We start from the raw sequence: 24637 nt of genomic DNA on the forward strand, positions 1-24637 counted from the left end.
CGACGACCTGGACAACTGGAACGATGAGCTATCAGGCCCGCACCCCGGGTACCGGCCTGCTAGCGAAGGGTCTTGGGGTCGAGAGCATCCCGGACCGAGTCCCCGAGCAGGTTGAAGGCGACCACGAAGATCACCATCGCGATGCCGGGGAAGAACATGAAGGTGATGTCACTGTCGTAGAACGTCGCGCCGGTCTGGAACATCAGGCCCCAGTCCGGCGTGGGGTCGACGATGCCGACGCCGAGGTAGGACAGGCCCGCCTCCGCCGTCACGAAGACCGGGAGCATCAGGGTGGACTGCACCAGGATGGTGCTCCAGATGTTGGGCAGGAGCTCCTTGCTGATGATCCGCCACGAGGAGGCGCCGCTGATCCGGGCCGCCTCCACGAACTCCCGCTCGCGCAGGCTCAGCACCTGGGCGCGTACCAGGCGGCCGATGCTCATCCAGCCCAGGATGAACTGCACCCCGATCAGCACCACCGGGCGGACCCACCAGGACTCCTGCTCGCCGGGCTTGACGAAGAAGAGGATCACGACCGGGGAGAACGCGATGAAGAAGAGCTGGCTAGGGAAGGACAGCATGAAGTCGGAGAACCGGCCCATGAAGTAGTCGGTCTTCCCGCCGAGGTAGCCCTGGGTCAGGCCGAAGAGCACGCCGACCCCGACCGCGAGCACGGTGACCGCGAGCGCGATCAGCAGCGAGGTGCGGATGCCGTAGAGCAGCAGCATGAACACGTCGCGGCCCAGGCGCGGCTCGATGCCGAACCAGTGGTCGGAGCTGATGCCGCCGTTCGGCTTGATCGGCAGGCCGAACCCGTTCAGCAGGCCGTCGTCCTGGCCGTACAGGTCGTAGGCGTTCTTGCCGTAGAGCTTGCCGATGAGCGGCGCGCACAGCGGCACGATGATGAACAGCGCCACGACGACCGCGCAGACGATGCCCGTCTTGTCGCGCTTGAAGCGCATCCAGGCCAGCTGACCGGGGGTGCGTCCGGCGAGTTCAGGGGTGCCCTTCGTGCCCGGGGTGCCGGAGTTTCCCTCGGGCTCGAGGGTGAGGCTGTCGCCATCGGCGGCAGCCTGGCTTGGACTCGTCATCTGGTTACTTCCCGGGGCCGAGAGCGTCAGTGCGACGCGGGTTGCGCGTCATGGGTTGAGCGGACTTTCGCAATGGAATCAACTTCCAGTCAAGGGGGGAAGGAAGGAAGAAAGCTTGTTGTTTGGCATCTTGAGCGAAGGTTTTGCAGATTGGTGTCCGTACGTGCTTGACAGTGGTCAGTTGAAGCGGACATTGCGGACTTAGTGGTACGTAGTGCGTTTACATGCAAGCAACTTTTCTGTCGCAGCTCCGATATACGGACCGAGCAGTCTGAACAACGTACGGCCGTGCGGGTGCCGTAGGCCGGTCGGGGCCCGTTCAGGCGGGTCCCGACCGGCCGTTCCGCTTAGGGCCCGTCGTCTGGATCTCCGCGGTGTGGAGTTGGCGCCGGGTTCGAGTATCACCACCCGACCGGGCGACAACGAAAGAAGCCCCCGACACGACGTGTCGAGGGCTTCGCGCGCGCGGGGGCGGCGCGGCTACCGCCGCGGGCGGGTGCCGAGGGCGCGACGGAGGAAGTCCACCTGGAGCAGCAGCAGGTTCTCCGCGACCTGTTCCTGCGGGGTCATATGGGTGACCCCCGACAGCGGCAGCACCTCGTGCGGCCGCCCGGCGGCCAGCAGCGCGGTGGACAGCCGCAGCGAGTGGGCGACCAGGACGTTGTCGTCGGCGAGGCCGTGGATCACCATCATCGGCCGGGCCGGCTCCGCGGCCTGCACCAACCCGTGGTCGCCCACCAGCGAGTTCGCCTCGTAGACCTCGGGTTGCTCGCGGGGGTCGCCGAGGTAGCGCTCCATGTAGTGCGTGTCGTACAGCCGCAGGTCGGTGACCGGGGCGCCGACCACCGCCGCGTGGAAGACGTCCGGGCGGCGCAGGGCGGCCAGTCCCGCGAGGTAGCCGCCGTAGGACCAGCCGCGGATCGCCACCCGTCCCAGGTCCAGCGGGTACAGCTCGGCGACCGCGTGCAGCGCGGCCACCTGGTCGGGCAGCGAGACCCCGGCGAAGTCGCCCGCGATCGACTTCTCCCACTGCGGTGAACGCCCGGGCGTGCCGCGGCCGTCGGCCACGATCACCGCGAAGCCCTGGTCGGCGAACCACTGCGAGACCAGATGCGGGTTGTGCGCCGCGTGCACCCGCTGGCCGTGCGGCCCGCCGTAGGGGTCCATGAGCACCGGCAGTCGGCCGTCGCCCTCCTGCCAGCCGGTGGGCAGCAGCACCGCGGTCGGGATGCGCGCCGGGCCCGCCTCCAGCAGCCGCGGCCGCGCGGTCAGCGACGGTGTCTCGGCATGGGAGGCGATCCGGGCGACCTCGGCGCCGTCGCGCAGCACCCGGGTCACCGGGCCGGGCCGCTCCGGCGTGGCGGACGTCAGCACCGTCAGGCCGCCGGACCGCACCGCGGTGTGCACACCGGGCTCGGCCGAGACGCGGACCGGGGCGGCCGGGGCGCTGCCGCCGGGCACCCGGTAGACATGGATCTCGCCGATCTCCGGCGCGGCCGCGGCCTGCCCGGCGGAGGCGCTGACCAGGAAGTCCCCGTCCCCGGTGTCCAGCAGCGCCCGCAGGTGCAACTCCGGTCCGGTCAGGGTCAGTTCGCCCACCTTCAGGGCACGTGCTCCCGATGCGTCGGTGATCGTGACCAGCTCGCCGGCCGGGGTCAGGACCGGCACCCCAGGGAAGAGATCAAGCCAAGTTGGATCTTCCTCGACGGCCAGGGCCTTGGTCGCGCCCGAGGCGGTGTCCACCGACAGATACGCCTGGGAGCGCTGGTCCCGGGCCTGCACCAGCAGCAGCGGCGGGCCGGCCGGCGACCAGTGCACCGACGCGAGGTACGGATAGCGGTCGCGGTCCCACACCACGTCGGTGCGCGAGCCGTCCAGGCCGAACAGCGCGAGCGCCACCTCCGCGTTGGGCGTGCCGGCCTGCGGATAGGCGACCTCGACCGGGGCGCGGTCGGGGTGTGCGGGCTGCGAGATCCACCAGTGCTGGACCGGCGCCTCGTCCACCCGGGCGACCAGCAGCGCGCTGCTGTCCGGCGACCACCAGAAGCCGCGGCTGCGGCCCATCTCCTCGGCGGCGACGAACTCCGCGAGCCCCCAGGTGACCGACGGGCCGTCCGGCTCGGCGAGCGCGCGGTCCGCGGCACCCCCGCCCGCATCCCCGCCCGCATCCGCGCCCCCCTCCGTGCCCGCTCCTGCGTCCGAGTCCGCGCCCCCGCTGGCGGCCACCCGCAGCGCGCCGCCCGCCGTGTACGCCACCCAGCGGCCGTCCGGCGACGGCCGCGGGTCCACCACCGGGCCCGGCACGGCCAGTTCGCGCACCGCGGGCGCCCCCTCGCCGCCCGCGCCCCCGGCGGCGGTCAGGTCCGCCACGAACAGCCGCCCCGACAGTGCGAAGGCGGCCAGCTCCACCGCGCGGTCCACCGCGAAGGCCACCACGCCCGCGGAGCCCTCCCGGCTGCGCTCGCGCCGGGCCCGCTCGGCCGCGGGCAACTCCTCGCCGGCGCCGCCCAGTACGGCCGCGGGATCGGCCACCAGCCGCTCCACCGGGTCCTGCGCGCCGCCCGCCGGCAGGTCCAGCACCCACAGCAGCTGCTCCCGCTCGGTGCCGGAGCGGGACCGCACGAACGCCACCCGGTCCCCGCCCGGCGCGATCGCGAATGCCCGCGGCACCCCGAGGGTGAACCGCTGTGTCCGCGCGTGCTGCCGTGGGAATGAGAGGTACGTCATACCCGCGACCCTAGAGGGTGGCACCGACAATCGCCCCCGTATTACCGCCCGGCCGCGCCCGCGCGACGCTGACCTGGCCCTCTGCCGTACCCCGTGGTGTCGCCCACGGCCCTTACCGGACACGGCGGTTGGCTGGATCTGTTCATGCGCCCCCACGTGCTTCCGTGCTCCGACTTATGCGGTCGCACGGAAAGTTATGATCCGTAGCCGTGGGTGGGTAATAAGCATGTGGCAACTGACATGGACCCTGCGTATGAGGAGGTGAGCCGCTGTGGCACTCTCGATTTCGGCGGTGCTGCTGCTGCTGATCATCGTGGTTCTGCTGATCCGCCGTTCGGGGCTCAAGGCAGGGCACGCGGTGGCCTGTACGTTGCTCGGCTTCTATCTCGCCAGCTCCTCGTGGGCTCCTCAGATCACCAACCTCACCAGCAACGTGGCGCAGACCATCTCCAACATCAAGATCTAGGTCCGGTCCGGGTCCGGGTCCGGAGCAGGGGCGCGCGGGTGGCGGCACGGGCCGCTGCCCGGGTCCGGCGTGCGGCGCCGTAGGCTTCCACCATGACCGATGCTCCCGGCGGCACCCCCGAGCGGCGCCTGCTGCTCGTCCACGCCCACCCGGACGACGAGACGATCAACAACGGCGCCACCATGGCCAGATACGCGGCCGAAGGGGCCCTCGTCACCCTCGTCACCTGCACCCTCGGCGAGGAGGGCGAGGTCATCCCGCCGGAGCTGGCGCACCTCGCCGCCGACCGCGACGACACCCTCGGCGCCCACCGGATCGGCGAGCTGAGCGCGGCCATGGCCGCGCTGGGCGTCACCGACCACCGCTTCCTGGGCGGCCCCGGCCGCTACCGGGACTCCGGGATGATGGGCGTCGCCCAGAACGACGACCCGGCCTGCTTCTGGCGCGCCGACCTCGACGAGGCGGCCGGCCATCTCGCCGACGTCATCCTGGAGGTCCGCCCCCAGGTCCTGGTCACCTATGACGACAACGGCGGCTACGGGCACCCGGACCACATCCAGGCGCACCGCGTCGCCATGCGCGGCTGCGAACTCGCCGCCGGGCGCGGCCACCGGATCGACCGGGTCTACGAGACCTGCACCCCCCGCTCGGTCGTGCGGGCCGGGTTCGACCGGGTCGCGGCCCGGGGCCGGGACATCCCGTTCGCGGGCGTCGCGACCCCGGACGACATCCCCGGCGTGGTCGACGACGCGCTCGTGACGGTCGCGGTGGACGGCTCCGCGTACGCCGACCGCAAGAGGGCCGCCATGCGGGCGCACGCCACGCAGATCGCCGTCGACGGGCCCTTCTTCGCGCTCTCCAACGACCTCGGCCAGCCGTTCTTCGCCGTCGAGTACTACCGGCAGGTGCAGGGCGCCCCCTGCGGGCGGGCGGACGACCTGTTCGGGCCGGGACCGGGCGGCGCGGAGCGGGCCGGGGCCCGCGGCGGCGACAAGGCCGCCGGAGGTGTGCGATGAGCCGCCCCGCCGCCGGACGCGGCCCCGTACCGACCCGCACCCCCTTCGTCGGGCCGCTGTCCAGCCACCCCCGCGGCACGCAGGGCGCCCGGATCGCCGGGTACGTCGTCCTGGCCGTCCTCGCGGTCGCCGTCGCGGTCGCCGGCGCCCTGGTGCAGGCCGCCTGGGAGCCGGGCGGGCTGCTGCTGGCGCTCGCCGGGTGCGTGGGCCTGTTCCTGGGCGGCGGGCGGATCACCGGCACCCGGCTGGGCACGGTGGTGCCCGCCGCGGTCTGGCTGATCAGCGTGATCCTGCTCAGCGGCTCCCAGCCGGAGGGCGACTTCCTGCTCGCCGCGGGCATCGGGCCGTATGTCTACCTGCTCGGCGGGGCGTTCGGCGCGGTGATCTGCGCCACGCTGCCCCAACTGCCCCCATCCGGCACGAATAGGACCTGACTTGGCGGGCAGGGGGCGCCGCATGGTTGGGTGTGGCCCAGCGTTCCGCCGGACCGCAGCCGCCTCAGCGCACAGGTCGGTATGGTGGGTGCGCCGGCGAGCCGCCCGCCAAGTGACGCGCCGGGCGGCGTGGAAAACCGGGAGAGCCTGCTTTGAGTCGTGAAACTGACAGTTCGTCCTCCGGTCCCCAGGGACGTGGCGGTGCCGCGTACCCGTCAGGGACCCCGCCTTACGGCCCCCGCCCCTTCCCGTCGCTGCACCCGCAGGAGCGGCCGCGCACGGCCGACGAGGAGCCGGACGGCGCCGCCGGGGCCGAGCCGGGCCGCGAGGCGGACCCTGACGAGCCCAGGACCGAGACGACGCTGACCACCCGGATCAGGATCAACATCCCCGGCTCCCGGCCGATCCCGCCGGTCGTGATGCGCACCACCGTCGAGGAGGGCGCGAACGCCCCCGTGCCGCCGGGCGCCGACGCCGCCACCGGCCCCGCGGCCCCGGCCGCCCCCGGCGAGACCGCCGACGGCGGGCCGGGCGGCGAGCCGGAGCAGGAGCGCGCCGACAAGCCGGAGCAGAAGGAGAAGACCAGCGACTGGTTCGCGCCGCGCAAGCCGGTCGGGTCCTCCGGTGCGGGCGCGGGCTCGGCAGCGGGCCCGGGCGCCGCACAGGGTACGGGCCCGGGCGCCGGCAACGGCCCCCAGGGCGCCGGAGCGCAGAGCGGCGCCTTCCCGGCCGCCGGTCCCGGTGCGGCCCCGGCGGGCTTCCCCGCGGGCGCGGGCGCGACCGGCGACGGCTTCTCCGAGGGCTTCTCCGGCGACGGCTTCCAGAGCGACTTCCCGCCCGGTGCCACGCCCGCGGGCGGGTTCACGGTGCCGCCCGCCGCCGGCACCCCCGCCGGGGACGCCCCGCGCGCGGACGACCCCTTCGCGGGGCCGTACGTCGAGGAGTTTGCCGACCCCGACACCGGCACGCAAGCGATCCCGCAGGCGTACCTGCCGCCGCCGGTGGGCTCGCCGTTCGACGACGGCCCGAGCGCGCGCGGCCCGCACGACACCCCCTCGGGCGGCTTCGCCGCGCCCTTCGAGACCCCGGGCGGCGCCCAGCAGGGCGCCGGGGCCTTCCCGTTCGGCACCGAGGACTTCCCGCCCGGGGTGCCGCGCGGCATCCCCACCGACCCGTACGCGGCCGGCGGCGCCCCGCTGCCGCCGGCCGGCCCCACCACAGGCCCGGCCACCGGCGACATGCCGGTGCCCCCGGTGACCGGCGACACCGGCGAGCACGCCTTCCGCCCGCCCGCCCCGGCCGGCAGCCGGCCGCTCGGGAAGCGGACCGCGAGCGACACCCTGGTCGGCGGCATCCCGCCGGTGCCGGCCGAGGAGCGCGGCCGTGCCGCCGGGCCGGAGAGCGGACCGGGGTCCGTGCCGCCGCCGGGACCGCCGGTGCCGGGCGGCCCGGCCGCGACCTCCCCGTCGGCTCCGGCCGCGCCCGCCAAGGCCGCCAAGCCCGTCAAGAAGGGCCGCTCCAAGCCGGCGCTGCTCGGCGCGGGCGTGGTCGTCGTCGCGGTCGTCGTCTACGGTGCCGGGCTGCTGATGAACCACTCCGACGTGCCCAAGGGCACCACCGTGCTCGGCGTGGACATCGGCAACACCAGCCAGGCTGCGGCCGTCAAGAAGCTCGACACCGCGCTCGGCAACCGCGGCAGCGCGCCGCTGACCATCACCGTCGGCGGCAAGCAGCACTCCCTCAAGCCGTCGATCGCGGGCCTGTCCATCGACACCGACGCCACCGTCCGCGAGGTCGCGCACCCCGACTACAACCCGGTCTCCGTGGTCGGCTCGCTCTTCGGGCAGACCCGGACCGCGGCGCCGGTGATAGTCGTCGACCAGGACAAGCTGAAGGCGGCGCTGCAGACCGTGGCGGGCCCCCCCGGCACGGGGTCGGACGGCATGGTGCGCTTCGAGGACGGCAAGGCCGTCGCGGTGCCCGGCAAGGCCGGCCAGGCCGTCGACGTGAACGCCGCCGCGACCCAGGTCTCCGCCGCCTACCGGCTGCGGGCGGAGTCCGGCCGCAACACCCCGATCGACCTGCGGGTCACCACGGTGCAGCCGAAGGTCACCCAGGCCACGCTCGACAAGGCCGTCAACGGCTTCGGCAAGACCGCGATGATGGGCCCGGTGCACATCATCGCCGCGGGCCGCGACGTGCCGTTCAACAAGACGCTGCCGCAGTTCCTCACCATGCAGGCCACGCCCGACGGCCAACTCGCCCCGCACATCGACCTGAAGGCGCTCCAGCCGCTGTACGGCAACTCCTTCGACGGAGTGGTGCTCAAGCGCGGTGACGGCTCGAAGACCGCGGTCACCCCGCAGGACGTCGCCACCGCGCTGATCCAGGCCCTCAACTCCAAGACGACCGCCGGGCGGAGCGTGACCCTGCCGGACGCCGAACTCGGCTGACGCCCGCGGCCGGCGGCGCGCCCGCCGGCCGCCCGGACCATCAGCCGCCCGAGCCGTCAGCCGCGCTGCCACCAGTGGCGCCTGCGGCGCGGGGCCAGCGCGTGGATCTCGGCGCGCAGCTCCGCGAACGTCACCACCGTCGCGGGCGCCTGCGGCCCCTCCTCGCCCGGCAGCGCGACCCCCAGGCACAGCAGCTTCAGCTGCTCGTCGGGCAGCGGCAGCGCGGCGAAGACCGGGGCGCCGTCGAAACCGGTGGGCAGCGGGCCCGACCAGGTCAGCGGGGCGTCGGGAGCGGTGCGGCGCACCTCGCCCGGCAGCAGCTCCTGCGGCCGGTCCGGGTGCGCGGACGCGCCGCTGCCGTCGGCCGGGTGCCCCAGCACGTAGGCGGTCAGCGGCCCCTCGCCGATCGCCTCGACGTCCTCGGCGCGTGCGGCGAGCCCGTCGGTGACCTCCTGCGTGTCCCAGCGCCAGCCCTTGCGTTCGGCGTGCAGATGCAGGTCCACCGTGGGCATCACCGCGACGCCGAGCCGGCCCAGCACCGTCCAGCGCTTGGCGAAACCGCCCATCACCAGCTCGTCCAGCGGCTGTTCGGGGTCGGTGAGGTCGCCGCGCAGGGTCCACTGCCCGATCTCGTAGCGGGTCCGGCGCGCGGCCGTGACCAGGTACTGCCGGATGACCTCGTGGTCGCCGCCGGTCTCGATCAGGTCGTTGTACCAGAAGGCGGTGGCGAAGCTCCGGTCCGCGCGGGCGGCCTGGAAGGGCAGCGTGGCGCGCGCGGCGATCTGCCGGACGGAGTCCGGGACGAGGCCGCCGGCCACCCCGCCGGACACCCCGACGGCAGCGGAGCGGGCGAAGCCGGGCTCGTCCGGCCGCTCCCCGGCGGCGCCGCCGCCGGCTTCGGGGTCGGGGTCGTCGGGGACCGCCCGGCTCGGCGCGGGCGGCGCGGATGTCTCGGGCGACTCGGGCGACTCGGGCGACTCGGGTGTCTCGGGGCTCTCGGGCACAGCCCGGACCCTACTACCCGCCGCCCGGCGGCCGGTTCGCGCCCACCGGCGCCGGGTCGAGCGGCACCTCGGCGGTCAGCGTGAAGCCGCCGTCCCCCGCGCGGGACGTGCGCAGGCTGCCGCCCGCCAGCAGCAGGCGCTCGCCCAGCCCGGTCAGCCCGTTGCCCGCCGGGCGCGCGGGGTCCGGCCCGCGCCCGTCGTCGGAGACGGTCAGCCGCGCGCGGCCGTCGCCGGTCTCCAGCGCCACCACGCAGGTCGCCGCGCCCGAGTGCCGTACGACGTTGGTGGCCGCCTCGCGCAGCGCCCAGGCCAGCGCGCCCTCCGCGACCGGGGCCAGGCCCGGCACCCGGTCGGGGACGTGCAGCCGCGCCGAGACGCCCGCCGCGACCAGCGCGCTGCGGGCGTTGACGACCTCGGTGGCCAGCGTCGGGCGGCGGTAGCCGCTGACCGCCTCGCGCACGTCCACCAGCGCCTGGCGGCTGACCGACTCGATGTCGGCGACCTGCGCGGCCGCGTCCTGCGGCCGGTCCGGCAGCATCCGCCCGGCCAGCTCGCTCTTGAGGGTGATCAGGGACAGCGAGTGCCCGAGCAGGTCGTGCAGGTCGCGGGCGAGCCGCAGCCGCTCCTCGGTGGCCGCGAGCTGCGCCACGGTGTCCCGGGCCGCCCGCAACTCCCGCATGGTGCGCACCAGCTGCCGTACCCCGACCATCGAGAAGCCGCCGAGCAGCGCGGGCAGCAGCAGTTCCGGGTAGAGCGACGCCTGCCGGTCGACGACCACTCCGGTGCCCACCAGCAGCACGGCCGCCAGCGGCACCGCCCACCGCGACCGCCGGTCGGGCAGGGCGGCGCCGCACGCCACGCAGACGTACACGTACAGCACCAGCCAGTCCGTGCCGAGCGCGAGCGACAGGGCCAGCGCCAGCGCCGCGAGACCGGCGAGGGTGGCGTACACCCAGGGCTGGGGCGGCGCGGGCTCATTGGTGCGGAAGAACGCCAGCACCAGGTACGCCACCACGAAGGCGAGCAGGCCGAGCGCGGCGAGCGCGGTGACGGCCGGCGGGTGGCCGCCGCCGGCCAGGTCGCCGACCGGCGAGCCGAGGTAGGCGAGCCAGATGCCGATCCACATCAGCTTGGTCAGCGCCTGCCGGCGGGTCTCCGGCCGCCGCCCCATCGGGCTGGTGTCGGCGTCCTCCACCGCCTGCCGCCACTGCGGCCGAGACGCGCCGGTCATACGGTCATGCCCTCCGGGTGTCCTTGCGGTAGAGCCAGGCCGCCGCCCCCGCGAAGAGCAGCAGGTAGACCACGAGGACGGCGATGTCCCGCGGGTGCGGGGAGCCGCCCACCTCGATCGCCTGGCTCACGGCCACGTACGGTCGCGCCGGGAGGTAGCCGGCGAGGTTCTGCAACCACTGCGGGAAACTGTAGATCGGCACCCACAGCCCGCCCAGGACCGCCAGGCCGAAGTAGAACAGCATGGAGACCGGCCGGGCCACGTCCGCGGTGGCCAGATAGCCGATCGCCACCCCGAGCGCGGCGAAGACGAGGCTGCCCGCCCAGGTGCTGAAGGCGATCGCCACCCACTGCCAGGCGTCCAGCCGGACGTCCTTGACCAGGCCGCCGATCAGCAGCACCACCAGGATCGACGGCAGGCTGACGGTGGCCGCCGAGGCGACCTTCGCCGTGACGTAGCCGCGGCCGGGCAGCGCGGTCAGCCGCAGCTGCCGCACCCAGCCCTTCTCCCGCTCGCGGGCGATCCGCTCGGCGTTGCCCATCAGCACCGCCGTCATCGCGCCGAACGCGGCCATCGAGACCATCAGGTAGGCCACCGCCGACAGCCCGTGGCCGCCGACGGTGTCGCCCTTCTTGTAGCTCAGGGCGACCGCCAGGAACAGGAACGCCGGGTAGAGCACCGAGAAGAACATGAACTTGCGGTTCCGCAGGGTGCGGGTGATCTCCAGCCGGATCAGGGTCGTCATCGCCGCCCCGCCTCCTCGGTGCTCGTGGTGCCGGTCCCGGCGGTGGGCGCCGCCGACTTCGCCGCCGTGCTCCCCGCGGCGTCGGTGAGGGCGAGGAACGCCTGCTCCAGGCCGAGCCCGGCGACCTCCAGGTTGCGCGGGTACAGGCCCAGCCCGTACACCGCGTGCATGGTGGCGTCCGCGTCGTCGGAGCGGATGCGCACCGTCGGGCCGGTCACGTCCAGGCCCACCACGTGCGGCAGGGCCCGCAGCGCCTGCTCGTCCACGGCGCCGGCCAGGTCGAAGGTGATCCGGCGGGCCCCCGCGCGCGCCTTGATCTCGGCCGCGGTGCCGTCCGCGATCAGCCGGCCCTGGTGCAGGACCAGCACCCGGTCCGCGATCGCGTCCGCCTCCTCCAGGTAGTGCGTGGCGAACAGCACCGTACGGCCCTGGTCGACCTGGGCGCGCATGGTCGCCCAGAACGCCTGCCGGGCGGTCACGTCCATGCCCGTGGTCGGCTCGTCGAGCACGATCAGGTCGTTCGCGCCGGCCGTGGCCATCGCGAACCTGACCCGCTGCTCCTGCCCGCCGGAGAGCTTGTTGACCTTGCGGTCGCCGATCCCGGTGAGGTCGGCGGCGGCCAGCACCTGGTCCACCGGGTACGCCCTGGGGTGCAGGTCGCAGGCGAGCGTGACCAGCTCGCGGACCGTGACCTCCTCCATCAGCCCGCCGCTTTGCAGCATCGCGCCGACCTGCCCCCTGGCGATCGCCTGGGCCGGGCCGGTGCCGAAGACCCGCACCTCGCCGCGGTCGGGGTTCTTCAGGCCCAGGAGCAGGTCGAGCGCCGTGGACTTGCCCGCGCCGTTCGGCCCGAGCAGCGCCACCGTCTGCCCGGGGTGCAGTTCCAGGCTCAGGTCGGACACCGCCCGTACCGCCCCGAAGCTCTTGCCCACGTCCCGGAAAGCCGCCACGGGCTGTCCCGGGCCGGGGCCCGCGCCCCGCGCCTGCGTGTTCGTACCCACCGATGCTGCCGTCATGGCCCCACTGTCGCGCGCGGCGGCCGGTCGGCGGCAGTGTGCCGGGTCGTGACTTCCGCATGACAGATGTCATACGGCCCTCCTGCGTACGATCCCGCTGCCGTACGGCCCCGCGCCGCCGGGGCCTGACCGGCCCGGCCCCCTGATGGCCGACGCGGGGCGTGACCCGCCACGCGGGCCGTCGTTGAGCGGGCATGACCAGCGCCGAGCCCCTGCCGATCCCGGTCGCCGCAGCCCTGGAAGCGGCGGACGCGGGGAACACCGAGGACTTCCTTGCCGCCTTCGCCCCGGACGGGGCGGTGGACGACTGGGGCCGGGTCTTCCGCGGCCACGACGCCATCCGGGAGTGGAGCGACGCCGAGTTCATCGGCAAGCAGGTCTCCCTGCGCGTCACCGGCACCCATCAGGACGAGACCACCACCACCGTCTCCACCCGGGTCGGCGGCAACGGCTTCAACGGCCCGTCCGACTTCACCTTCACCGTCACCGGCGACCACATCGACCTGATGCGCATCAGCGGGTGACACCGGTGCCCCGCCGGGCGGAGCCGCTAAGGTGCCGGGGTGACGGGGAACATCCGAGTGCTGCTGGCCGACGACCAGTCGATGGTCAGGGAGGCCCTGGCCACGCTCCTCGGGCTGGAGGCGGACATCGAGGTCGTCGCGCAGGTCGCGCGCGGCGACGAGGTGGTGGCCGCGGTGCTGGAGCACCGGCCCGACGTGGCGCTGCTCGACATCGAGATGCCCGGGGCGACCGGGATCGAGGCCGCCGCGCAGGTCCGCGCGGCCGCGCCCGAGGTGAAGGTCGTCATCGTGACGACCTTCGGCCGGCCCGGCTACCTGCGGCGCGCGATGGAGTCGGGCGCGCGGGCGTTCCTCGTCAAGGACGCGCCCGCGGCGCAACTGGCCGACGCGGTACGGCGGGTACTCGCCGGGGAGCGGGTCATCGACCCCTCGCTGGCCGCGGCGGCCCTCGCGGAGGGGGCGGACCCGCTGACCGCCCGCGAACGCGAGGTCCTCAACGCGGCGGCCGACGGCGCGCTCAACGCCGAGATCGCCCGCCGCCTGCGCCTGTCCGAGGGGACCGTCCGCAACTACCTGTCCACCGCCATCCAGAAGACCGGTGCCCGCAACCGCGCCGAAGCCGCCCGCATCGCGGGCGAGAAGGGCTGGCTCTGACGCCCCCGGGGCGACGCACAACCAAGCAGGGTCAGTTGAGCCGGGCCCGCGCCGCACGCGCCTGGGTACGGATGGCGGCCGCCGTCTCGGCGTCGAACGCGCCGATGACCTCGGCGTACTCCTCCATCTCGGCGGCGCCGCCGAGGAAGTCGCCCATCTGGACGAGCACCTGGGCCCGCTCGTAGCGCAGGCGGGCCGGGTGCCGGGGGAGGAGCAGCGTGAGGTCCAGGGTCCACAGCTGCACCGGCAGCCGCTCGGGCCGCGGCGCCGCCCACGCCCGGATGTTGTTCAGCACGCGCCGCACGATGTCCAGGGTGTCCGCGGGCACCGGAGCCGCGGCAGGCCCGCCCGCGCCCCCGCCGGCAGCCCCGCCGACCGCACCGGACACGAGCCGTTCGGCGTCGGGCCCGGACAGCACGCGCCCGCCGTCGAACGGGTCGACCAGCACATAAGGTGCCGGGTCCGCCCCGAACCGGGCGCCGTGCGGCTCCAGATCGCCCAGCGCCACCACGAAGTGCCCGGGCAGCCCCACCCCGTGGACCGGCGCCCCCGCGCGCCGCGCCACCTCCATCCACACCACCGACAGCAGGATCGGCAGCCCGCGCCGCCGCCGCAGGACCTCCTGGAGCAGCGACGACGACAGCCGCCCGTAGTCCGCGGGCGTGCCGTGGAAGCCGTGCCCGGCGCCCAGCACCCGGCCGAGCGCCTGCGCCCACTCCAGCGGCGTGGCCGCGCCGTACGGCAGCAGCCCGGCGAGCCGGTCGAGTTCGATCTGCGCGAGGTCGGCCACCGGGCCGTCCAGCGCCGGGTCCGCCTCCGCCCCGATCAGCAGGCACAGCTCCGCCAGGTCGGGCCGCTCCTCGCGGGCGGCGGCGGCGAACCGTTCGCGTACCGAAGCCGTCATGCCGGGGGGCGCCGGTAGTGGTAGCCGTGGTGGTCGGTGAAGCCGAGCCGGTCGTAGAGCGCGCGGGCGGCCTCGTTGTCCGCCTCGACCTGGAGGTAGGCGGCCCGCGCGCCCTCGTCGTACGCCCGGCGGGCCAGCGCGCCCATCACCGCGGTGGCCAGCCCCCTGCGGCGGCGCCCGGGCGCGACCTCGACCGCGCCGAACAGCACCCAGGGCCCTTCGACGACGGCCCGGCCGATCGCGCCGGGCGCGGTGGCGAACCACACCGACGGCCCGCCCGAGACCACCTTCAGCGCGGCCTCGGCGAGCGCGCCGGTGCGGTGGTAGGCGGCCAGCCACGCGGCGTCCGGCGCACGCGACAACTCCACCGGGGCGTCCGGCGGTTCGGGCAGGGACGTCAGCGGCACCAGCGGCGCGGTGCGCACCAGGCTGTCCGCCTCGCGCACCCACCCCGCGCGCGCGAGCCGGTCGGCGTACGGCGAGGCGTCCGGCACCTGGAGCACCGCGGGGAGCCCGCGCTCGGCGTACCAGCCGGTCACGGCCGCCAGCGCCCGCGGCAGCGGCACGCCCGGGTCGCCCGTCACCAGCACGGAGTTCGCCCGCCGGGTGAACCCGCCCGCCGCCCGCAGCGTCCACCCGCCCAGCGGCGCGGTCTCCAGGGCCGGCCAGGCCCGTGACGCCACCGCCTCGATCTCCTCGTCGGTCACCGCCGGCACGCCGGTCCCGCCGCCGCGCCGCGCGGGAGCGGGCGGCACCACCTTCCCCGCCACGAGTGCCTCCTCCTCGATCCGCACCGTTTCCCCGGTCCGCCGAGTGATGCAGACCACTCCCGTATCCCAGGATGCGAGAACACCGACCGTATCGGTGAACGTAGGATGCCCGTCGGTGACCTGGACCACCTGCCGGACCGAGACGCGTTTTCCCACGTCAGCGGGGGTGATCCGGATTTCGAGCCGAACCCCGGACGAGAAATCCCCTGGCATGCGTGCCCCTCCTGTTCGGAACGTGCCCAGGAACGGAGATACTAGGTGCGGGCATCGACGACGCCGCGCTCCCGCGCGAGATGAGCCCTACCGAGGAGGAACGACAGCGTGACCTACGTCATCGCGCAGCCTTGTGTCGACGTCAAGGACAAGGCGTGCATCGAAGAGTGCCCGGTCGACTGCATCTACGAGGGCAGCCGGTCCTTGTACATCCATCCGGACGAGTGTGTCGACTGCGGCGCGTGTGAGCCGGTTTGCCCGGTCGAGGCGATCTTCTACGAGGACGACACCCCGGAGGAGTGGAAGGACTACTACAAGGCCAACGTGGAGTTCTTCGACGAGCTGGGCTCGCCGGGCGGCGCCTCGAAGCTCGGCCTGATCGAGCGCGACCACCCCTTCGTCGCGGAACTGCCGCCGCAGAACCAGTGACCCGGTGACCACCACCCGGGGCTGACCACCGCCGGGCCCCGTAGCCGCGCACATCGCCGCCGCTACGGGGCCCGGCGTGCTGCACCACCGTACGAACCGTCTGCGAGAGTGAGCACGTTGAGCATCTCCGCCCGCCTTCCGGTCTTCCCCTGGGACCGTCTGGAGCCGTACAAGGCCACGGCGGCCGCGCACCCCGACGGCGTGGTCGACCTGTCCGTGGGCACCCCGGTGGACCCCGTCCCCGAGGTGGTCCGGCAGGCCCTGACCGCCGCCGCGGACAGCCCCGGCTACCCGCTCACCTACGGCACCGCCGCGCTGCGCGAGGCCGCGGCGCGCTACCTGCGGGAGTGGCACGGCGTCAGCGGGGCGGACCCGGCGCACATCCTGCCGCTCATCGGCTCCAAGGAACTCGTCGGCTGGCTGCCCACCCTGCTCGACCTGCGCGAGAGCGACCAGGTCGGCTACCCGTCGCTGGCCTACCCGACCTACGAGATCGGCGCGCTCATCGCCCGCGCCGGGGCGGCCCGCTACGACGACCCCGCCGCCGACCTCGACCCGGCCCGCACCCGGCTGCTCTGGCTCAACAGCCCCTCCAACCCGACCGGGCGCGTGCTGCCGGCCGCCGAACTGCGCCGGATCGTGGCGTGGGCCCGCGAGCACGGCGTCCTCGTCGTCTCCGACGAGTGCTACATCGAACTCGGCTGGGAGGGCGCCGAGCCGGTCTCCGTGCTCCACCCCGACGTCTGCGGGGACAGCCACGACGGGCTGCTCGCCGTGCACTCGCTGTCCAAGCGGTCCAACTTCGCCGGGTACCGCGGGGCCTTCCTCACAGGTGACCCCGCGGTCGTCGCCGAACTCCTCGGGGTGCGCAAGCACGCCGGGATGATCGTGCCGCAGCCGGTGCAGGCCGCGATGGCCGCGGCGCTGGGCGACCGCGAGCACGCGGTCGCCCAGAAGAAGCTGTACGCGCAGCGCCGGGCGGCGCTGCGCGGGGCGCTTGAAGGCGCCGGCTTCCGGATCGAGCACAGCGAGGCCAGCCTCTACCTGTGGGCCACCCGCGACGAGGACTGCTGGCAGACCGTCGCCGACCTCGCCAAGCACGGTGTCCTCGTCGCCCCCGGCGAGTTCTACGGCCCGGCCGGCCAGAACTTCGTCCGCGTCGCCTTCACCGCGACGGACGAGCGGGTCGCCGCGGCGGTTTCCAGGCTGGGCTGACCCTCCGGGGTGGGTGGTTCTGCCGGTTCCGGGACCACCCGCCGGTGGAGGGCTGGTCGCGCAGTTCCCCGCGCCCCCTGGATTCGCTCGGGTCCCCCGGGGCAAGCCCGGTGCGAGCCGCAGTTGTTCAGGGGCGCGGGGAACTGCGCGACCAGCCACCGCGGACCGCAAGGTCCCGTAACTCCGCGGACGGGGCAGTCGGGAGGGTCAGCGAGCCACGGTGATGCGGACCACAGGGTCCGCATCCTTGGCGTCGGCCGCTTTCGTCTGCTGCCAGCCCTTGTCGGACTTGGCGGCCTGCCAGCGGGAGTCGCCGAGGGTGACCTGCTCGACCTTGAGGTCGTGGGCGTGGGCGACCGCCCACTGGGCGAGCTGCCAGCTGCGGGCCCGGCTGGTGCCGGAGGTGACGGCGACGGTGCGCGGCGCGCTGTCGTCGCTCGACTTCGCCCGGCTGCCGAACTCCCGCTTCAGCCGCGCGGCGACCGCCGCGGTGTCGCCCAGCCGGCCGCCGGCGCTGTACGCGGTGTCCGCCCCGGTGGTGCAGCTCAGCGACCCGCCCTCCTGCCCGGTCAGCGCGGCGGACAGGGAGGTCGCCTCGGACTCGTGCTGGGCGTACGCCTCGGGGTAGCCGCTGCGCTGGACCCGCTGGGCGGCGACGGTCACCGGGAGCTTGGTGTACCCCTGGATCTTGACCAGGCTGTCGAAGAACGCGCCCGCGGCGTACACCGGGTCCTGGATCTCCTTGGCGGTGCCCCAGCCCTGCGAGGGGCGCTGCTGGAACAGGCCCAGGGAGTCGCGGTCACCGCTGTCGAGGTTGCGCAGCTGGGACTCCTGCATCGCCGTGGCCAGCGCTATCGTCACCGCGCGCTCGGGCAGGTCGCGGGACATCGCGACCGCGGCGATCGTCGCCGCGTTGGCCGCCTGGTCGGTGTCCAGCTCCAGGTCGTTGCCGTCGGTCTTGACGGTGCAGCCGGCGGCGGCCGGGGCGTTGTTGTTCTCCAGGCGGTACGCGATGTAGCCGCCGAGGGCGAGCAGCACAACGAGGCCGGCGGTGACGCGCAGGCCGCAGCCGCGCCTCTTCTTCTCGTTCGCTGGGGACGGCGACTCGGGCACGAGCGAACCATACCCAAACCGAGCCCCCGTTCCGCCCCCCCTCGCCACCGTCCGTCGCGTGCGGCACCACCTAGGGTGGCGGAATGGGAACTGGGCTTGATCTTGAGCAGGACGTCGCCGGGTTGACGGCGCAACTGGTCGACGTGGAGTCGGTGAGCCGGCAGGAGGGCGAGCTGGCCGACCTGGTGGAGGCGGCGCTCGGCGCCCTGCCGCACCTGCGGGTGGACCGGGACGGCAACGCGGTGGTGGCCAGGACCGCGCTGGGCCGGGCCGAACGGGTGGTGCTGGCCGGCCACTTGGACACCGTGCCGGTCGCGGACAACCTGCCGTCGCGGCTGGACGCGGACGGCCTGCTGTGGGGCTGCGGCACCTCGGACATGAAGGCGGGCGTGGCGGTGCAGCTGAAGCTGGCCGCGGGACTGCCGGCCCCCAACCGCGACCTGACGTTCGTCTTCTACGACGCGGAGGAGATCGCCGCGGAGTTCAACGGCCTGAAGCGGCTGGCCGAGCACCACCCGGACTGGCTGGCGGGCGACTTCGCGGTGCTGATGGAGCCGACCGACGGCCGGGTGGACGGCGGCTGCCAGGGCACCTTGCGGGTACGGGTGCAGACCACCGGGCGCCGCGCGCACTCCGCCCGCAGCTGGCTGGGCGAGAACGCCATCCACAAGGCCGCCCCGATCCTGTCCCGGCTGGCGGCCTACGAGCCGCGCCGGGTGGAGATCGACGGCCTGGTCTACCCCGAGGGCCTGAACGCGGTGCTGATCGAGGGCGGCCACGCCGGGAACGTCATCCCGGACACCTGCGCGGTCACCGTCAACTACCGCTTCTCCCCGGACCAGAGCGAGGCCGAGGCGCTGGCGCGGGTGCGGGAGGTCTTCGACGGCTTCGACGTGGTGCTCACCGACAGCGCCCCGGGCGCGCTGCCCGGCCTGTCGCAGCCGGCCGCGGCCGCGTTCGTCGCGGCGATCGGCACCCCGCCCGCGGCGAAGGAGGCGTGGACGGACGTGGCGCGGTTCTCCGCGCTGGGCGTGCCCGCGGTGAACTACGGCCCGGGCGACCCGACCCTGGCGCACACCCGCGAGGAGAACGTCCGCGTCGCCGCCGTCCAGGAAGCCGAGCGCAAGCTCCGGGAGTGGCTCACCGCATAGTCCCCGCCCCGGAGCAACCGAACCGGGGTGGGTACGCATCCTCCCATCCGCCATGGTGCGATCGGATACGCCCGATCCGGGCGGAGTCGAGGGGGAGGGCCCGGTCATGGGGCTGACCAGCACGTGGTTCGCCGTGCTGCTGCTGGTGGCGGCGGTCGGTGCGATGGCGGCGGCACTGCTGCTGTGGTCGCGGGTGCGCGGCCCCCGCGCGGTGCGCGCCGCGACCCGGGTGGGCATGATCCTGCTCTGCCAGGCCACCGCGATCTGCGTGATGATGGTCCTGGTCAACAACCAGTACGGCTTCTACGCCTCCTGGGCCGACCTGCTCGGCGACGCCAACAGCGGCGGCGGGGCCACCACCGCCTCCGCCGCCCACCCGGCCGCGGCGCCCGCCGTGCCCGACTACCACGCCGCGTTCCGCTCGTACTCCGCCGGCTTCCGGCGCGCGACCGTGCGCGGCTGGCACGCCGGCACCAAGGGCGAGGTGATCGTCTGGCTGCCGCCGCAGTACACCGCGAAGGGGTACGCCCACACCCGCTTCCCGGTGATCGAGGTGCTGCACGGCATACCCGGCACCCCGCACAGCTTCCTGCGCGGGATGCGGATCGGCCGGATCATGGCCGGCGAGATCGCGGCGGGCCGGGCCGACCCCGCGATCCTGGTGCTGCCGACCATCACCCCGGACCGGGTCGACACCGGCTGCGCCGACGTACCGGGCCGCAGCAAGGTCGCCACCTGGCTCACCGACGACGTGCCGCGCACCGTGGCCGCCAACTTCCGTACCCTGCCCGGGCCGGCCGGGTGGGCGGTGATGGGCATATCCACCGGCGGCTACTGCGCGGCGCGGCTCGGCCTGGACTACCCGGGCCGGTTCGCCGCCGCGGCCGCGCTCGCCCCCGACGACCCCGGCCACGGGGTGCGCTCCCCGCTGTGGCTGGCCCGGCACGGCCGCCCGGCCGCCCACCTGCTGGTGGAGTCCAGCCTCCAGGACCGGGAGAGCCCGCCGCGGTTCGCCGACGAGATCGCCGCCGCCGTCCGGCCGCCCGGCACCGTCAGCACGCTCCGGCTGCCGGCCGGCGGCCACAACTGGAAGACCTGGGGCCGGATGTTCCCCGACGCGCTGACCTGGCTCAGCGGGCGGCTGGAAGCCCCGAGGGCGGTCCCGCTGGCGCCGTCGACGGCACCGTGATGCGTACGCTGCGGGTATGACAACTGACGCAACCGACCCCGACGACGCGAAGGGGAACGCGGGTGACAAGCAGGAGGCCGCGGCCGCGGCGAACGCCGCCGCCGAGGGCCGCCCGGAGGGCCGGGGCTGGCCGGAGCGGCACACCGGTCCGGTGATCCGCCGACGTGGACAGGTGCTCTCCGGCACCACCGACCAGCGGCTGCTGGACAGCCGCGGCGCCACCGACTGGGTGCACAGTGACCCGTGGCGGGTGCTGCGCATCCAGTCCGAGTTCGTGGAGGGCTTCGGCGCGCTCGCCGAACTCGGCTCCGCGGTCAGCGTGTTCGGCTCCGCCCGCACCCCGGTCGACTCCCGCGAGTACGACGCCGGGGTCCGGATCGGCCGCGCGCTCGCGGAAGCCGGGTTCGCCGTGATCACCGGCGGCGGCCCCGGCGCCATGGAAGCGGCCAACAAGGGCGCCCTGGAGGCCGGCGGGGTCTCCGTCGGCCTCGGCATCGAGCTGCCCTTCGAGCAGGGGCTCAACCCCTACGTCGACATCGGCGTCAACTTCCGCTACTTCTTCGTCCGCAAGACGATGTTCGTCAAGTACGCCCGCGGCTTCGTGGTGCTGCCCGGCGGCTTCGGCACCCTGGACGAGCTCTTCGAGGCGCTCACCCTCGTGCAGACCAAGAAGGTCACCCGCTTCCCGATCGTGCTGTTCGGCAGCGACTACTGGGGCGGCCTGGTCTCCTGGGTCCGCCAGACCCTCGTCGCCGAGGGCAAGGCGTCCCCGGCCGACCTGGAGCTCTTCCACGTCACCGACGACGTCGACGACGCGGTGGAGCGGGTCACCAAGGAGAGCGCGTAAGCACGCCGCCCTGACCCTCCGGGCCGGTCCGGGAGGGTCAGGCGAGCCCCCTGCGGGCCACCGCGGGGGCCCGGTCGCCGGCGATCGCCGCGACCATCTCCAGGACCTGCCGGGTCTCGGGCACCTCGTGCACCCGGTACACCTGCGCCCCCAGCCACGCGGACACCGCGGTGGTCGCCAGCGTGCCGATCAGCCGCTCCTTGACCGGCCGGTCCAGCGTCTCCCCGACGAAGTCCTTGTTGGACAGGGAGACCAGCACCGGCCACCCGGTGGCCGTCATCTCCGGCAGCCGCCGGGTCGCCTCCAGGGAGTGCCGGGTGTTCTTGCCGAAGTCGTGCCCGGGGTCGATCAGGATGCCGTCGCGCCGCACCCCGAGCCGCTCGGCGCGCTCGGCGAGCCCGACGGTGACGTCGAGGATGTCGGCCATCACGTCGTCGTAGGCGACCCGGTGCGGCCGGGTCCGCGGCTGCGCGCCGCCCGCGTGGGTGCACACCAGCCCCACCCCGTGGCGCGCGGCCACCACCGCCAGTTCCGGGTCGACCCCGCCCCACGCGTCGTTGAGCAGGTCGACGCCGGCCGCGCAGACCGCCTCGGCGACCTCGTGCCGCCAGGTGTCCACGCTGATCACGACGTCCGGGTGGCGCCGCCGCACCTCCGCGACGAAGTCCACCGTGCGCCGGATCTCCTCCTGCGCCGAGACCTCCTCGCCCGGGCCCGCCTTGACCCCGCCGATGTCCACGATCGCGGCGCCCTCGTCGACCACCCGCGCGACCCGTTCGAGCGCCGGCTCGTCGGTGAAGGTCGCCCCCTGGTCGTAGAACGAGTCGGGCGTGCGGTTGACGATCGCCATGATCACCGGCTCCCGCGCGCCGAATTCCCGGCTGCCCAGCCGAAGTCCCACGGTCACTCCTCATCTCAGACTCATGCGATCGTGGCACGATCGTGCCTGACATGGACGACCCGCCGATCCGGACGGCAGGTCGCTGGGCGTACCCCGGGAGTATCGACGTGTTCTGGTTCATGCTCATCGCGCTCGTCGCGGTGGTCGCGGCGGTGGCGCTGGCCGTGCTCGGCGACGGCGGCGCGCTGAAGGACGCCGAGCCCGAGCGGCTCCAGGACCGGCTGCCCCCGGACCGCCCGCTGGCCCGCGCCGACGTGGACGCGGTCCGGCTGCCGGTGGGCCTGCGCGGCTACCGCATGGTCGACGTGGACGAGGTGCTGGAGCGGCTCGGCGCCGAACTCGCCGAGCGCGACGCCCGGATCGCCGAGCTGGAGGCCCACCTCGCGGGCGTCCACGCCGGCGGGCACCCCTACGGCGCCCCCGCCGGCCCGGCCGCCCCCGGGCAGGCCCCGCGAACGGCCCCGGAGGGCCCGTACGGCGCCGGGAACGGCTACGGGCAGGAATACCAGGGGCAGGGCCACACCTACGGCCAGGAGCCCATCGCGGGCCCCGACAACGGCCCCGACAGCGGCCCCCAGGGCGGCCCCGGCAACGGCTACGGGCAGCAGGGCTACGGGCAGCAGGGCGGCGCCGGTGAGTGACGGCGCCGCCATCCCCGGCCCCGATGGCCTGCTCCGCTGCCCGTGGGGCCTGTCCACGCCCGACTACCTGGACTACCACGACAAGGAGTGGGGCAAGCCGGTGCACGGCGACGACGCCCTCTTCGAGCGGATCTGCCTGGAGGCCTTCCAGTCCGGGCTGTCGTGGATCACCATCCTGCGCCGCCGCGAGACGTTCCGGACCGCCTTCCGGCACTTCGCCGTCGACGAGGTCGCCGCCTTCACCGACGACGACCGCGCCCGGCTGCTCGCCGACCCCGGGATCATCCGCAACCGCGCCAAGATCGACGCGGCGATCGCCAACGCCGCCGCCGCCCGCACCGTGCGCGACAGCTACGACGGCGGCCTCGACGCGCTCGTCTGGTCCTTCGCCCCCGACCCGGCCAAGCGCCCGGCCCCGCGCAGCCTCGCCGAGGTCGCCGCGATCACCCCGGAGTCCACCGCCCTGGCCAAGGACCTCAAGAAGCGCGGCTTCCGCTTCGTCGGCCCCACCACCGCCCACGCCCTGATGCAGGCGTGCGGCCTGGTCAACGACCACCTGGCGGCCTGCACCGCCCGCTGACCGGGGCGGCCCGGCCGCCGGGCCCGCCCCGTCAGCGCCGCCTCAGTTGCCGCGGAAATCCGGCTTCCGCTTGCCGACGAAGGCCGCGACGCCCTCCCGGTGGTCCGCCGACGCCCCCGCCCGCGCCTGGAGCACGTCCTCGCGCGCCAGGGTCTCGACCAGGCTGTGCGACGCCCCGTACGCCAGCGCCTCCTTCATCGCCGCGTACGCGACCGTCGGTCCCTGCGCGAGCCGCCGGGCCAGGGCGACCGCCGTGTCCGCCAGCTCCGCGGCCGGCACCACCTGGTGCACCAGCCCCAGCGAGAGCGCCTCGGCCGCGGGCACCGACCGCGGGAACAGCAGCAGTTCGGCGGCCCGCGCCTGCCCGACCAGCCGCGGCAGCGTCCACGCCATGCCCGAGTCGGTCGACAGCGCCACGCCCGCGAACGCGGTGGTGAAGGACGCGGTGTCCGCGGCGACCCGGTAGTCCGCGGCGAACGCGAACCCGGCCCCGGCCCCGGCCGCCGCGCCGTTCACCGCGGCGACCACCGGCTTGGGCATGGTGGCCAGCGCGGTGACGATCGGGTTGTAGTGCTCGGCGACCGTCGACAGCCCGCCGCCGTGCTCCAGGATGCCGACGTGCTCCTTGAGGTCCTGCCCGACGCAGAACGCCCGGCCGCGGGCGGCCAGCAGCACCGCGCGCACCGCCTCGTCCGCGCCCGCCGCCCGCAGCGTGTCGCGCAGCGCGTCCTTGGTGCCCGTGTCGAGCGCGTTCATCGCCTCCGGCCGGTTCAGGGTGACCGTCGCCAAGCCGTCCTCGACCTCGTACAGCACGCTCTCGCCCATGCCTGAACCCCTTCGTCGCGGCAAGTGTCCTGGTTAGGATGCCGGACCCGGTGACGGTCCGACATGTGACGTACGTCAAACCGCGGCGGGTCCGGGAGCCGCCCCGCCCGCCGGAATAGCCGGTTTTGGGGGATCGGAATGTACAACGGAGTGCTACGGCTATTGGTCATCGGGTCGACTGATGCGGGATAATGGCCGAGAACCAATGTGTTCGAGTCCGAGCTGGTTTCAGGAAGGGGAACGAGCATGGCGGCCATGAAGCCGCGGACGGGTGACGGCCCGCTCGAGGTGACCAAGGAGGGGCGGAGCATCATCATGCGCGTTCCGCTGGAGGGTGGCGGGCGGCTTGTTGTCGAGCTGACCCCGGACGAGGCGGACGCCCTGGGCGACGCGCTGAAGAAGGCCATCGTCTGAGACCAGCGGTCCGAAACCACCACGGCCACGTACGGAAGTCACGTACGTGGCCGTGCGCCTTTTCCGGCGGCGGGGGTAACCGGC

At 74.3% G+C, this 24637-nt stretch carries 24 protein-coding genes and 1 pseudogene; 14 read left to right on the forward strand and 11 right to left on the reverse strand.

What is annotated here, in order from left to right:
* Positions 1 to 59: 59 nt before the first annotated feature.
* A complete protein-coding gene (locus AC3EVP_RS03305; protein ID WP_335977546.1) occupies positions 60 to 1091 on the reverse strand; it encodes an ABC transporter permease in 1032 nt (343 codons plus the stop codon).
* 480 nt (positions 1092 to 1571) lie between these two features.
* The gene (locus AC3EVP_RS03310) at positions 1572 to 3818 is read right to left on the reverse strand and encodes a S9 family peptidase (protein ID WP_435125780.1); all 2247 of its coding nucleotides are present in this window, start codon (positions 3816 to 3818) and stop codon (positions 1572 to 1574) included.
* Between the two features lie 271 nt (positions 3819 to 4089).
* Here AC3EVP_RS03310 and AC3EVP_RS03315 point away from each other — a divergent pair, with 271 nt between their 5' ends.
* The 4 genes from AC3EVP_RS03315 to AC3EVP_RS03330 all read left to right on the forward strand — a co-directional run bounded on the left by AC3EVP_RS03315 (position 4090) and on the right by AC3EVP_RS03330 (position 8187).
* Positions 4090 to 4284 (forward strand): hypothetical protein, encoded by a 195-nt coding sequence (locus tag AC3EVP_RS03315; protein ID WP_335977542.1) that lies wholly within the window; start codon positions 4090 to 4092, stop codon positions 4282 to 4284.
* A gap of 92 nt (positions 4285 to 4376) precedes the next feature.
* Entirely contained in the window at positions 4377 to 5300 is a 924-nt protein-coding gene (gene mshB, locus AC3EVP_RS03320; RefSeq protein WP_435125784.1) for an N-acetyl-1-D-myo-inositol-2-amino-2-deoxy-alpha-D-glucopyranoside deacetylase, read from the forward strand.
* Positions 5297 to 5734 carry a DUF6113 family protein gene (locus tag AC3EVP_RS03325; RefSeq protein WP_335977538.1) on the forward strand — a complete coding sequence of 146 codons (438 nt, stop codon included), beginning with the start codon at positions 5297 to 5299 and terminating at the stop codon, positions 5732 to 5734. Before mshB ends, AC3EVP_RS03325 begins: the two co-directional genes overlap by 4 nt.
* A 152-nt stretch (positions 5735 to 5886) precedes the next feature.
* On the forward strand, positions 5887 to 8187 hold the full coding sequence (locus tag AC3EVP_RS03330; protein ID WP_435125787.1) for a hypothetical protein: 2301 nt from the start codon (positions 5887 to 5889) through the stop codon (positions 8185 to 8187).
* Between the two features lie 56 nt (positions 8188 to 8243).
* Here AC3EVP_RS03330 and AC3EVP_RS03335 read toward each other — a convergent pair whose 3' ends face one another.
* Genes AC3EVP_RS03335 through AC3EVP_RS03350 form a run of 4 tightly spaced genes read right to left on the reverse strand, consistent with a single transcriptional unit; the run spans position 8244 to position 12183 of the window.
* Positions 8244 to 9191 carry a hypothetical protein gene (locus tag AC3EVP_RS03335; protein WP_435125790.1) on the reverse strand — a complete coding sequence of 316 codons (948 nt, stop codon included), beginning with the start codon at positions 9189 to 9191 and terminating at the stop codon, positions 8244 to 8246.
* Between the two features lie 13 nt (positions 9192 to 9204).
* Positions 9205 to 10422 (reverse strand): sensor histidine kinase, encoded by a 1218-nt coding sequence (locus tag AC3EVP_RS03340; protein ID WP_435125793.1) that lies wholly within the window; start codon positions 10420 to 10422, stop codon positions 9205 to 9207.
* Between the two features lie 4 nt (positions 10423 to 10426).
* A complete protein-coding gene (locus tag AC3EVP_RS03345) occupies positions 10427 to 11167 on the reverse strand; it encodes an ABC transporter permease (RefSeq protein ID WP_435125796.1) in 741 nt (246 codons plus the stop codon).
* Positions 11164 to 12183 carry an ABC transporter ATP-binding protein gene (locus tag AC3EVP_RS03350; RefSeq protein WP_435125799.1) on the reverse strand — a complete coding sequence of 340 codons (1020 nt, stop codon included), beginning with the start codon at positions 12181 to 12183 and terminating at the stop codon, positions 11164 to 11166. Before AC3EVP_RS03350 ends, AC3EVP_RS03345 begins: the two co-directional genes overlap by 4 nt.
* Positions 12184 to 12377: 194 nt before the next feature.
* On the opposite strand from AC3EVP_RS03350, the gene AC3EVP_RS03355 reads away from it, so the two are divergent.
* Both AC3EVP_RS03355 and AC3EVP_RS03360 read left to right on the forward strand, forming a co-directional pair.
* The gene (locus tag AC3EVP_RS03355) at positions 12378 to 12707 is read left to right on the forward strand and encodes a nuclear transport factor 2 family protein (protein ID WP_335977527.1); all 330 of its coding nucleotides are present in this window, start codon (positions 12378 to 12380) and stop codon (positions 12705 to 12707) included.
* Between the two features lie 39 nt (positions 12708 to 12746).
* Positions 12747 to 13361: a response regulator transcription factor gene (locus tag AC3EVP_RS03360; protein ID WP_335977525.1), complete on the forward strand. Its 615-nt coding sequence runs from the start codon at positions 12747 to 12749 to the stop codon at positions 13359 to 13361.
* 31 nt (positions 13362 to 13392) lie between these two features.
* Here AC3EVP_RS03360 and AC3EVP_RS03365 read toward each other — a convergent pair whose 3' ends face one another.
* Positions 13393 to 14265 (reverse strand): transglutaminase family protein, encoded by an 873-nt coding sequence (locus tag AC3EVP_RS03365; protein WP_335977523.1) that lies wholly within the window; start codon positions 14263 to 14265, stop codon positions 13393 to 13395.
* Complete coding sequence (locus tag AC3EVP_RS03370) at positions 14262 to 15248, reverse strand: GNAT family N-acetyltransferase (protein WP_435125805.1); 987 nt, start codon at positions 15246 to 15248, stop codon at positions 14262 to 14264. Before AC3EVP_RS03370 ends, AC3EVP_RS03365 begins: the two co-directional genes overlap by 4 nt.
* 108 nt (positions 15249 to 15356) lie before the next feature.
* Between AC3EVP_RS03370 and fdxA the strand changes: the two genes are divergently transcribed.
* Both fdxA and dapC read left to right on the forward strand, forming a co-directional pair.
* Positions 15357 to 15677, forward strand: coding sequence for a ferredoxin (gene fdxA, locus AC3EVP_RS03375; protein ID WP_040248668.1), 321 nt, complete (start codon positions 15357 to 15359; stop codon positions 15675 to 15677).
* Positions 15678 to 15785: 108 nt separating this feature from the next.
* Positions 15786 to 16892 (forward strand): succinyldiaminopimelate transaminase, encoded by a 1107-nt coding sequence (gene dapC / locus AC3EVP_RS03380; RefSeq protein WP_335977516.1) that lies wholly within the window; start codon positions 15786 to 15788, stop codon positions 16890 to 16892.
* A 207-nt stretch (positions 16893 to 17099) separates the two neighbouring features.
* On the opposite strand, the gene AC3EVP_RS03385 is transcribed toward dapC, so the two are convergent.
* Positions 17100 to 18005, reverse strand: a complete 906-nt coding sequence (locus tag AC3EVP_RS03385) for a hypothetical protein (protein ID WP_435125808.1) — start codon at positions 18003 to 18005, stop codon at positions 17100 to 17102.
* Positions 18006 to 18088: 83 nt separating this feature from the next.
* On the opposite strand from AC3EVP_RS03385, the gene dapE reads away from it, so the two are divergent.
* The 3 genes from dapE to AC3EVP_RS03400 all read left to right on the forward strand — a co-directional run bounded on the left by dapE (position 18089) and on the right by AC3EVP_RS03400 (position 21192).
* Complete coding sequence (gene dapE, locus AC3EVP_RS03390; protein ID WP_435125811.1) at positions 18089 to 19156, forward strand: succinyl-diaminopimelate desuccinylase; 1068 nt, start codon at positions 18089 to 18091, stop codon at positions 19154 to 19156.
* Between the two features lie 106 nt (positions 19157 to 19262).
* Positions 19263 to 20345 carry an alpha/beta hydrolase gene (locus AC3EVP_RS03395; protein WP_435125813.1) on the forward strand — a complete coding sequence of 361 codons (1083 nt, stop codon included), beginning with the start codon at positions 19263 to 19265 and terminating at the stop codon, positions 20343 to 20345.
* A gap of 16 nt (positions 20346 to 20361) precedes the next feature.
* The gene (locus AC3EVP_RS03400; protein WP_335977505.1) at positions 20362 to 21192 is read left to right on the forward strand and encodes an LOG family protein; all 831 of its coding nucleotides are present in this window, start codon (positions 20362 to 20364) and stop codon (positions 21190 to 21192) included.
* A 37-nt stretch (positions 21193 to 21229) separates the two neighbouring features.
* Here the strand turns inward: AC3EVP_RS03400 and folP are convergent, their stop codons facing one another.
* Entirely contained in the window at positions 21230 to 22042 is an 813-nt protein-coding gene (gene folP / locus AC3EVP_RS03405) for a dihydropteroate synthase (RefSeq protein WP_435126261.1), read from the reverse strand.
* 158 nt (positions 22043 to 22200) lie between these two features.
* Between folP and AC3EVP_RS03410 the strand changes: the two are divergent.
* A pseudogene (locus AC3EVP_RS03410) lies at positions 22201 to 22578 on the forward strand (DivIVA domain-containing protein); the annotation flags it as partial.
* A gap of 148 nt (positions 22579 to 22726) precedes the next feature.
* Positions 22727 to 23314, forward strand: coding sequence for a DNA-3-methyladenine glycosylase I (locus AC3EVP_RS03415; protein WP_335977503.1), 588 nt, complete (start codon positions 22727 to 22729; stop codon positions 23312 to 23314).
* A 42-nt stretch (positions 23315 to 23356) separates the two neighbouring features.
* On the opposite strand, the gene AC3EVP_RS03420 is transcribed toward AC3EVP_RS03415, so the two are convergent.
* Entirely contained in the window at positions 23357 to 24139 is a 783-nt protein-coding gene (locus AC3EVP_RS03420; protein ID WP_435125816.1) for an enoyl-CoA hydratase/isomerase family protein, read from the reverse strand.
* A 246-nt stretch (positions 24140 to 24385) separates the two neighbouring features.
* Here AC3EVP_RS03420 and AC3EVP_RS03425 point away from each other — a divergent pair, with 246 nt between their 5' ends.
* Positions 24386 to 24553 carry a DUF3117 domain-containing protein gene (locus AC3EVP_RS03425; protein ID WP_073493047.1) on the forward strand — a complete coding sequence of 56 codons (168 nt, stop codon included), beginning with the start codon at positions 24386 to 24388 and terminating at the stop codon, positions 24551 to 24553.
* The last annotated feature ends 84 nt before the right edge of the window (positions 24554 to 24637 follow it).

The sequence above is a fragment of the Actinacidiphila sp. bgisy144 genome, assembly GCF_057708105.1.

Coding starts and splice junctions, on each gene's coding strand:
- AC3EVP_RS03425 (WP_073493047.1), top strand. CDS start 24,386: ATGGCGGCCATGAAGCCGCGGACGGGTGACGGCCCGCTCGAGGTGACC.
- AC3EVP_RS03365 (WP_335977523.1), bottom strand. CDS start 14,265: ATGACGGCTTCGGTACGCGAACGGTTCGCCGCCGCCGCCCGCGAGGAG.
- AC3EVP_RS03310 (WP_435125780.1), bottom strand. CDS start 3,818: ATGACGTACCTCTCATTCCCACGGCAGCACGCGCGGACACAGCGGTTC.
- dapE (WP_435125811.1), top strand. CDS start 18,089: ATGGGAACTGGGCTTGATCTTGAGCAGGACGTCGCCGGGTTGACGGCG.
- mshB (WP_435125784.1), top strand. CDS start 4,377: ATGACCGATGCTCCCGGCGGCACCCCCGAGCGGCGCCTGCTGCTCGTC.
- AC3EVP_RS03400 (WP_335977505.1), top strand. CDS start 20,362: ATGACAACTGACGCAACCGACCCCGACGACGCGAAGGGGAACGCGGGT.
- AC3EVP_RS03355 (WP_335977527.1), top strand. CDS start 12,378: ATGACCAGCGCCGAGCCCCTGCCGATCCCGGTCGCCGCAGCCCTGGAA.
- AC3EVP_RS03345 (WP_435125796.1), bottom strand. CDS start 11,167: ATGACGACCCTGATCCGGCTGGAGATCACCCGCACCCTGCGGAACCGC.
- AC3EVP_RS03325 (WP_335977538.1), top strand. CDS start 5,297: ATGAGCCGCCCCGCCGCCGGACGCGGCCCCGTACCGACCCGCACCCCC.
- folP (WP_435126261.1), bottom strand. CDS start 22,042: ATGGCGATCGTCAACCGCACGCCCGACTCGTTCTACGACCAGGGGGCG.
- AC3EVP_RS03305 (WP_335977546.1), bottom strand. CDS start 1,091: ATGACGAGTCCAAGCCAGGCTGCCGCCGATGGCGACAGCCTCACCCTC.
- AC3EVP_RS03370 (WP_435125805.1), bottom strand. CDS start 15,248: ATGCCAGGGGATTTCTCGTCCGGGGTTCGGCTCGAAATCCGGATCACC.
- AC3EVP_RS03350 (WP_435125799.1), bottom strand. CDS start 12,183: ATGACGGCAGCATCGGTGGGTACGAACACGCAGGCGCGGGGCGCGGGC.
- AC3EVP_RS03395 (WP_435125813.1), top strand. CDS start 19,263: ATGGGGCTGACCAGCACGTGGTTCGCCGTGCTGCTGCTGGTGGCGGCG.
- AC3EVP_RS03420 (WP_435125816.1), bottom strand. CDS start 24,139: ATGGGCGAGAGCGTGCTGTACGAGGTCGAGGACGGCTTGGCGACGGTC.
- AC3EVP_RS03340 (WP_435125793.1), bottom strand. CDS start 10,422: ATGACCGGCGCGTCTCGGCCGCAGTGGCGGCAGGCGGTGGAGGACGCC.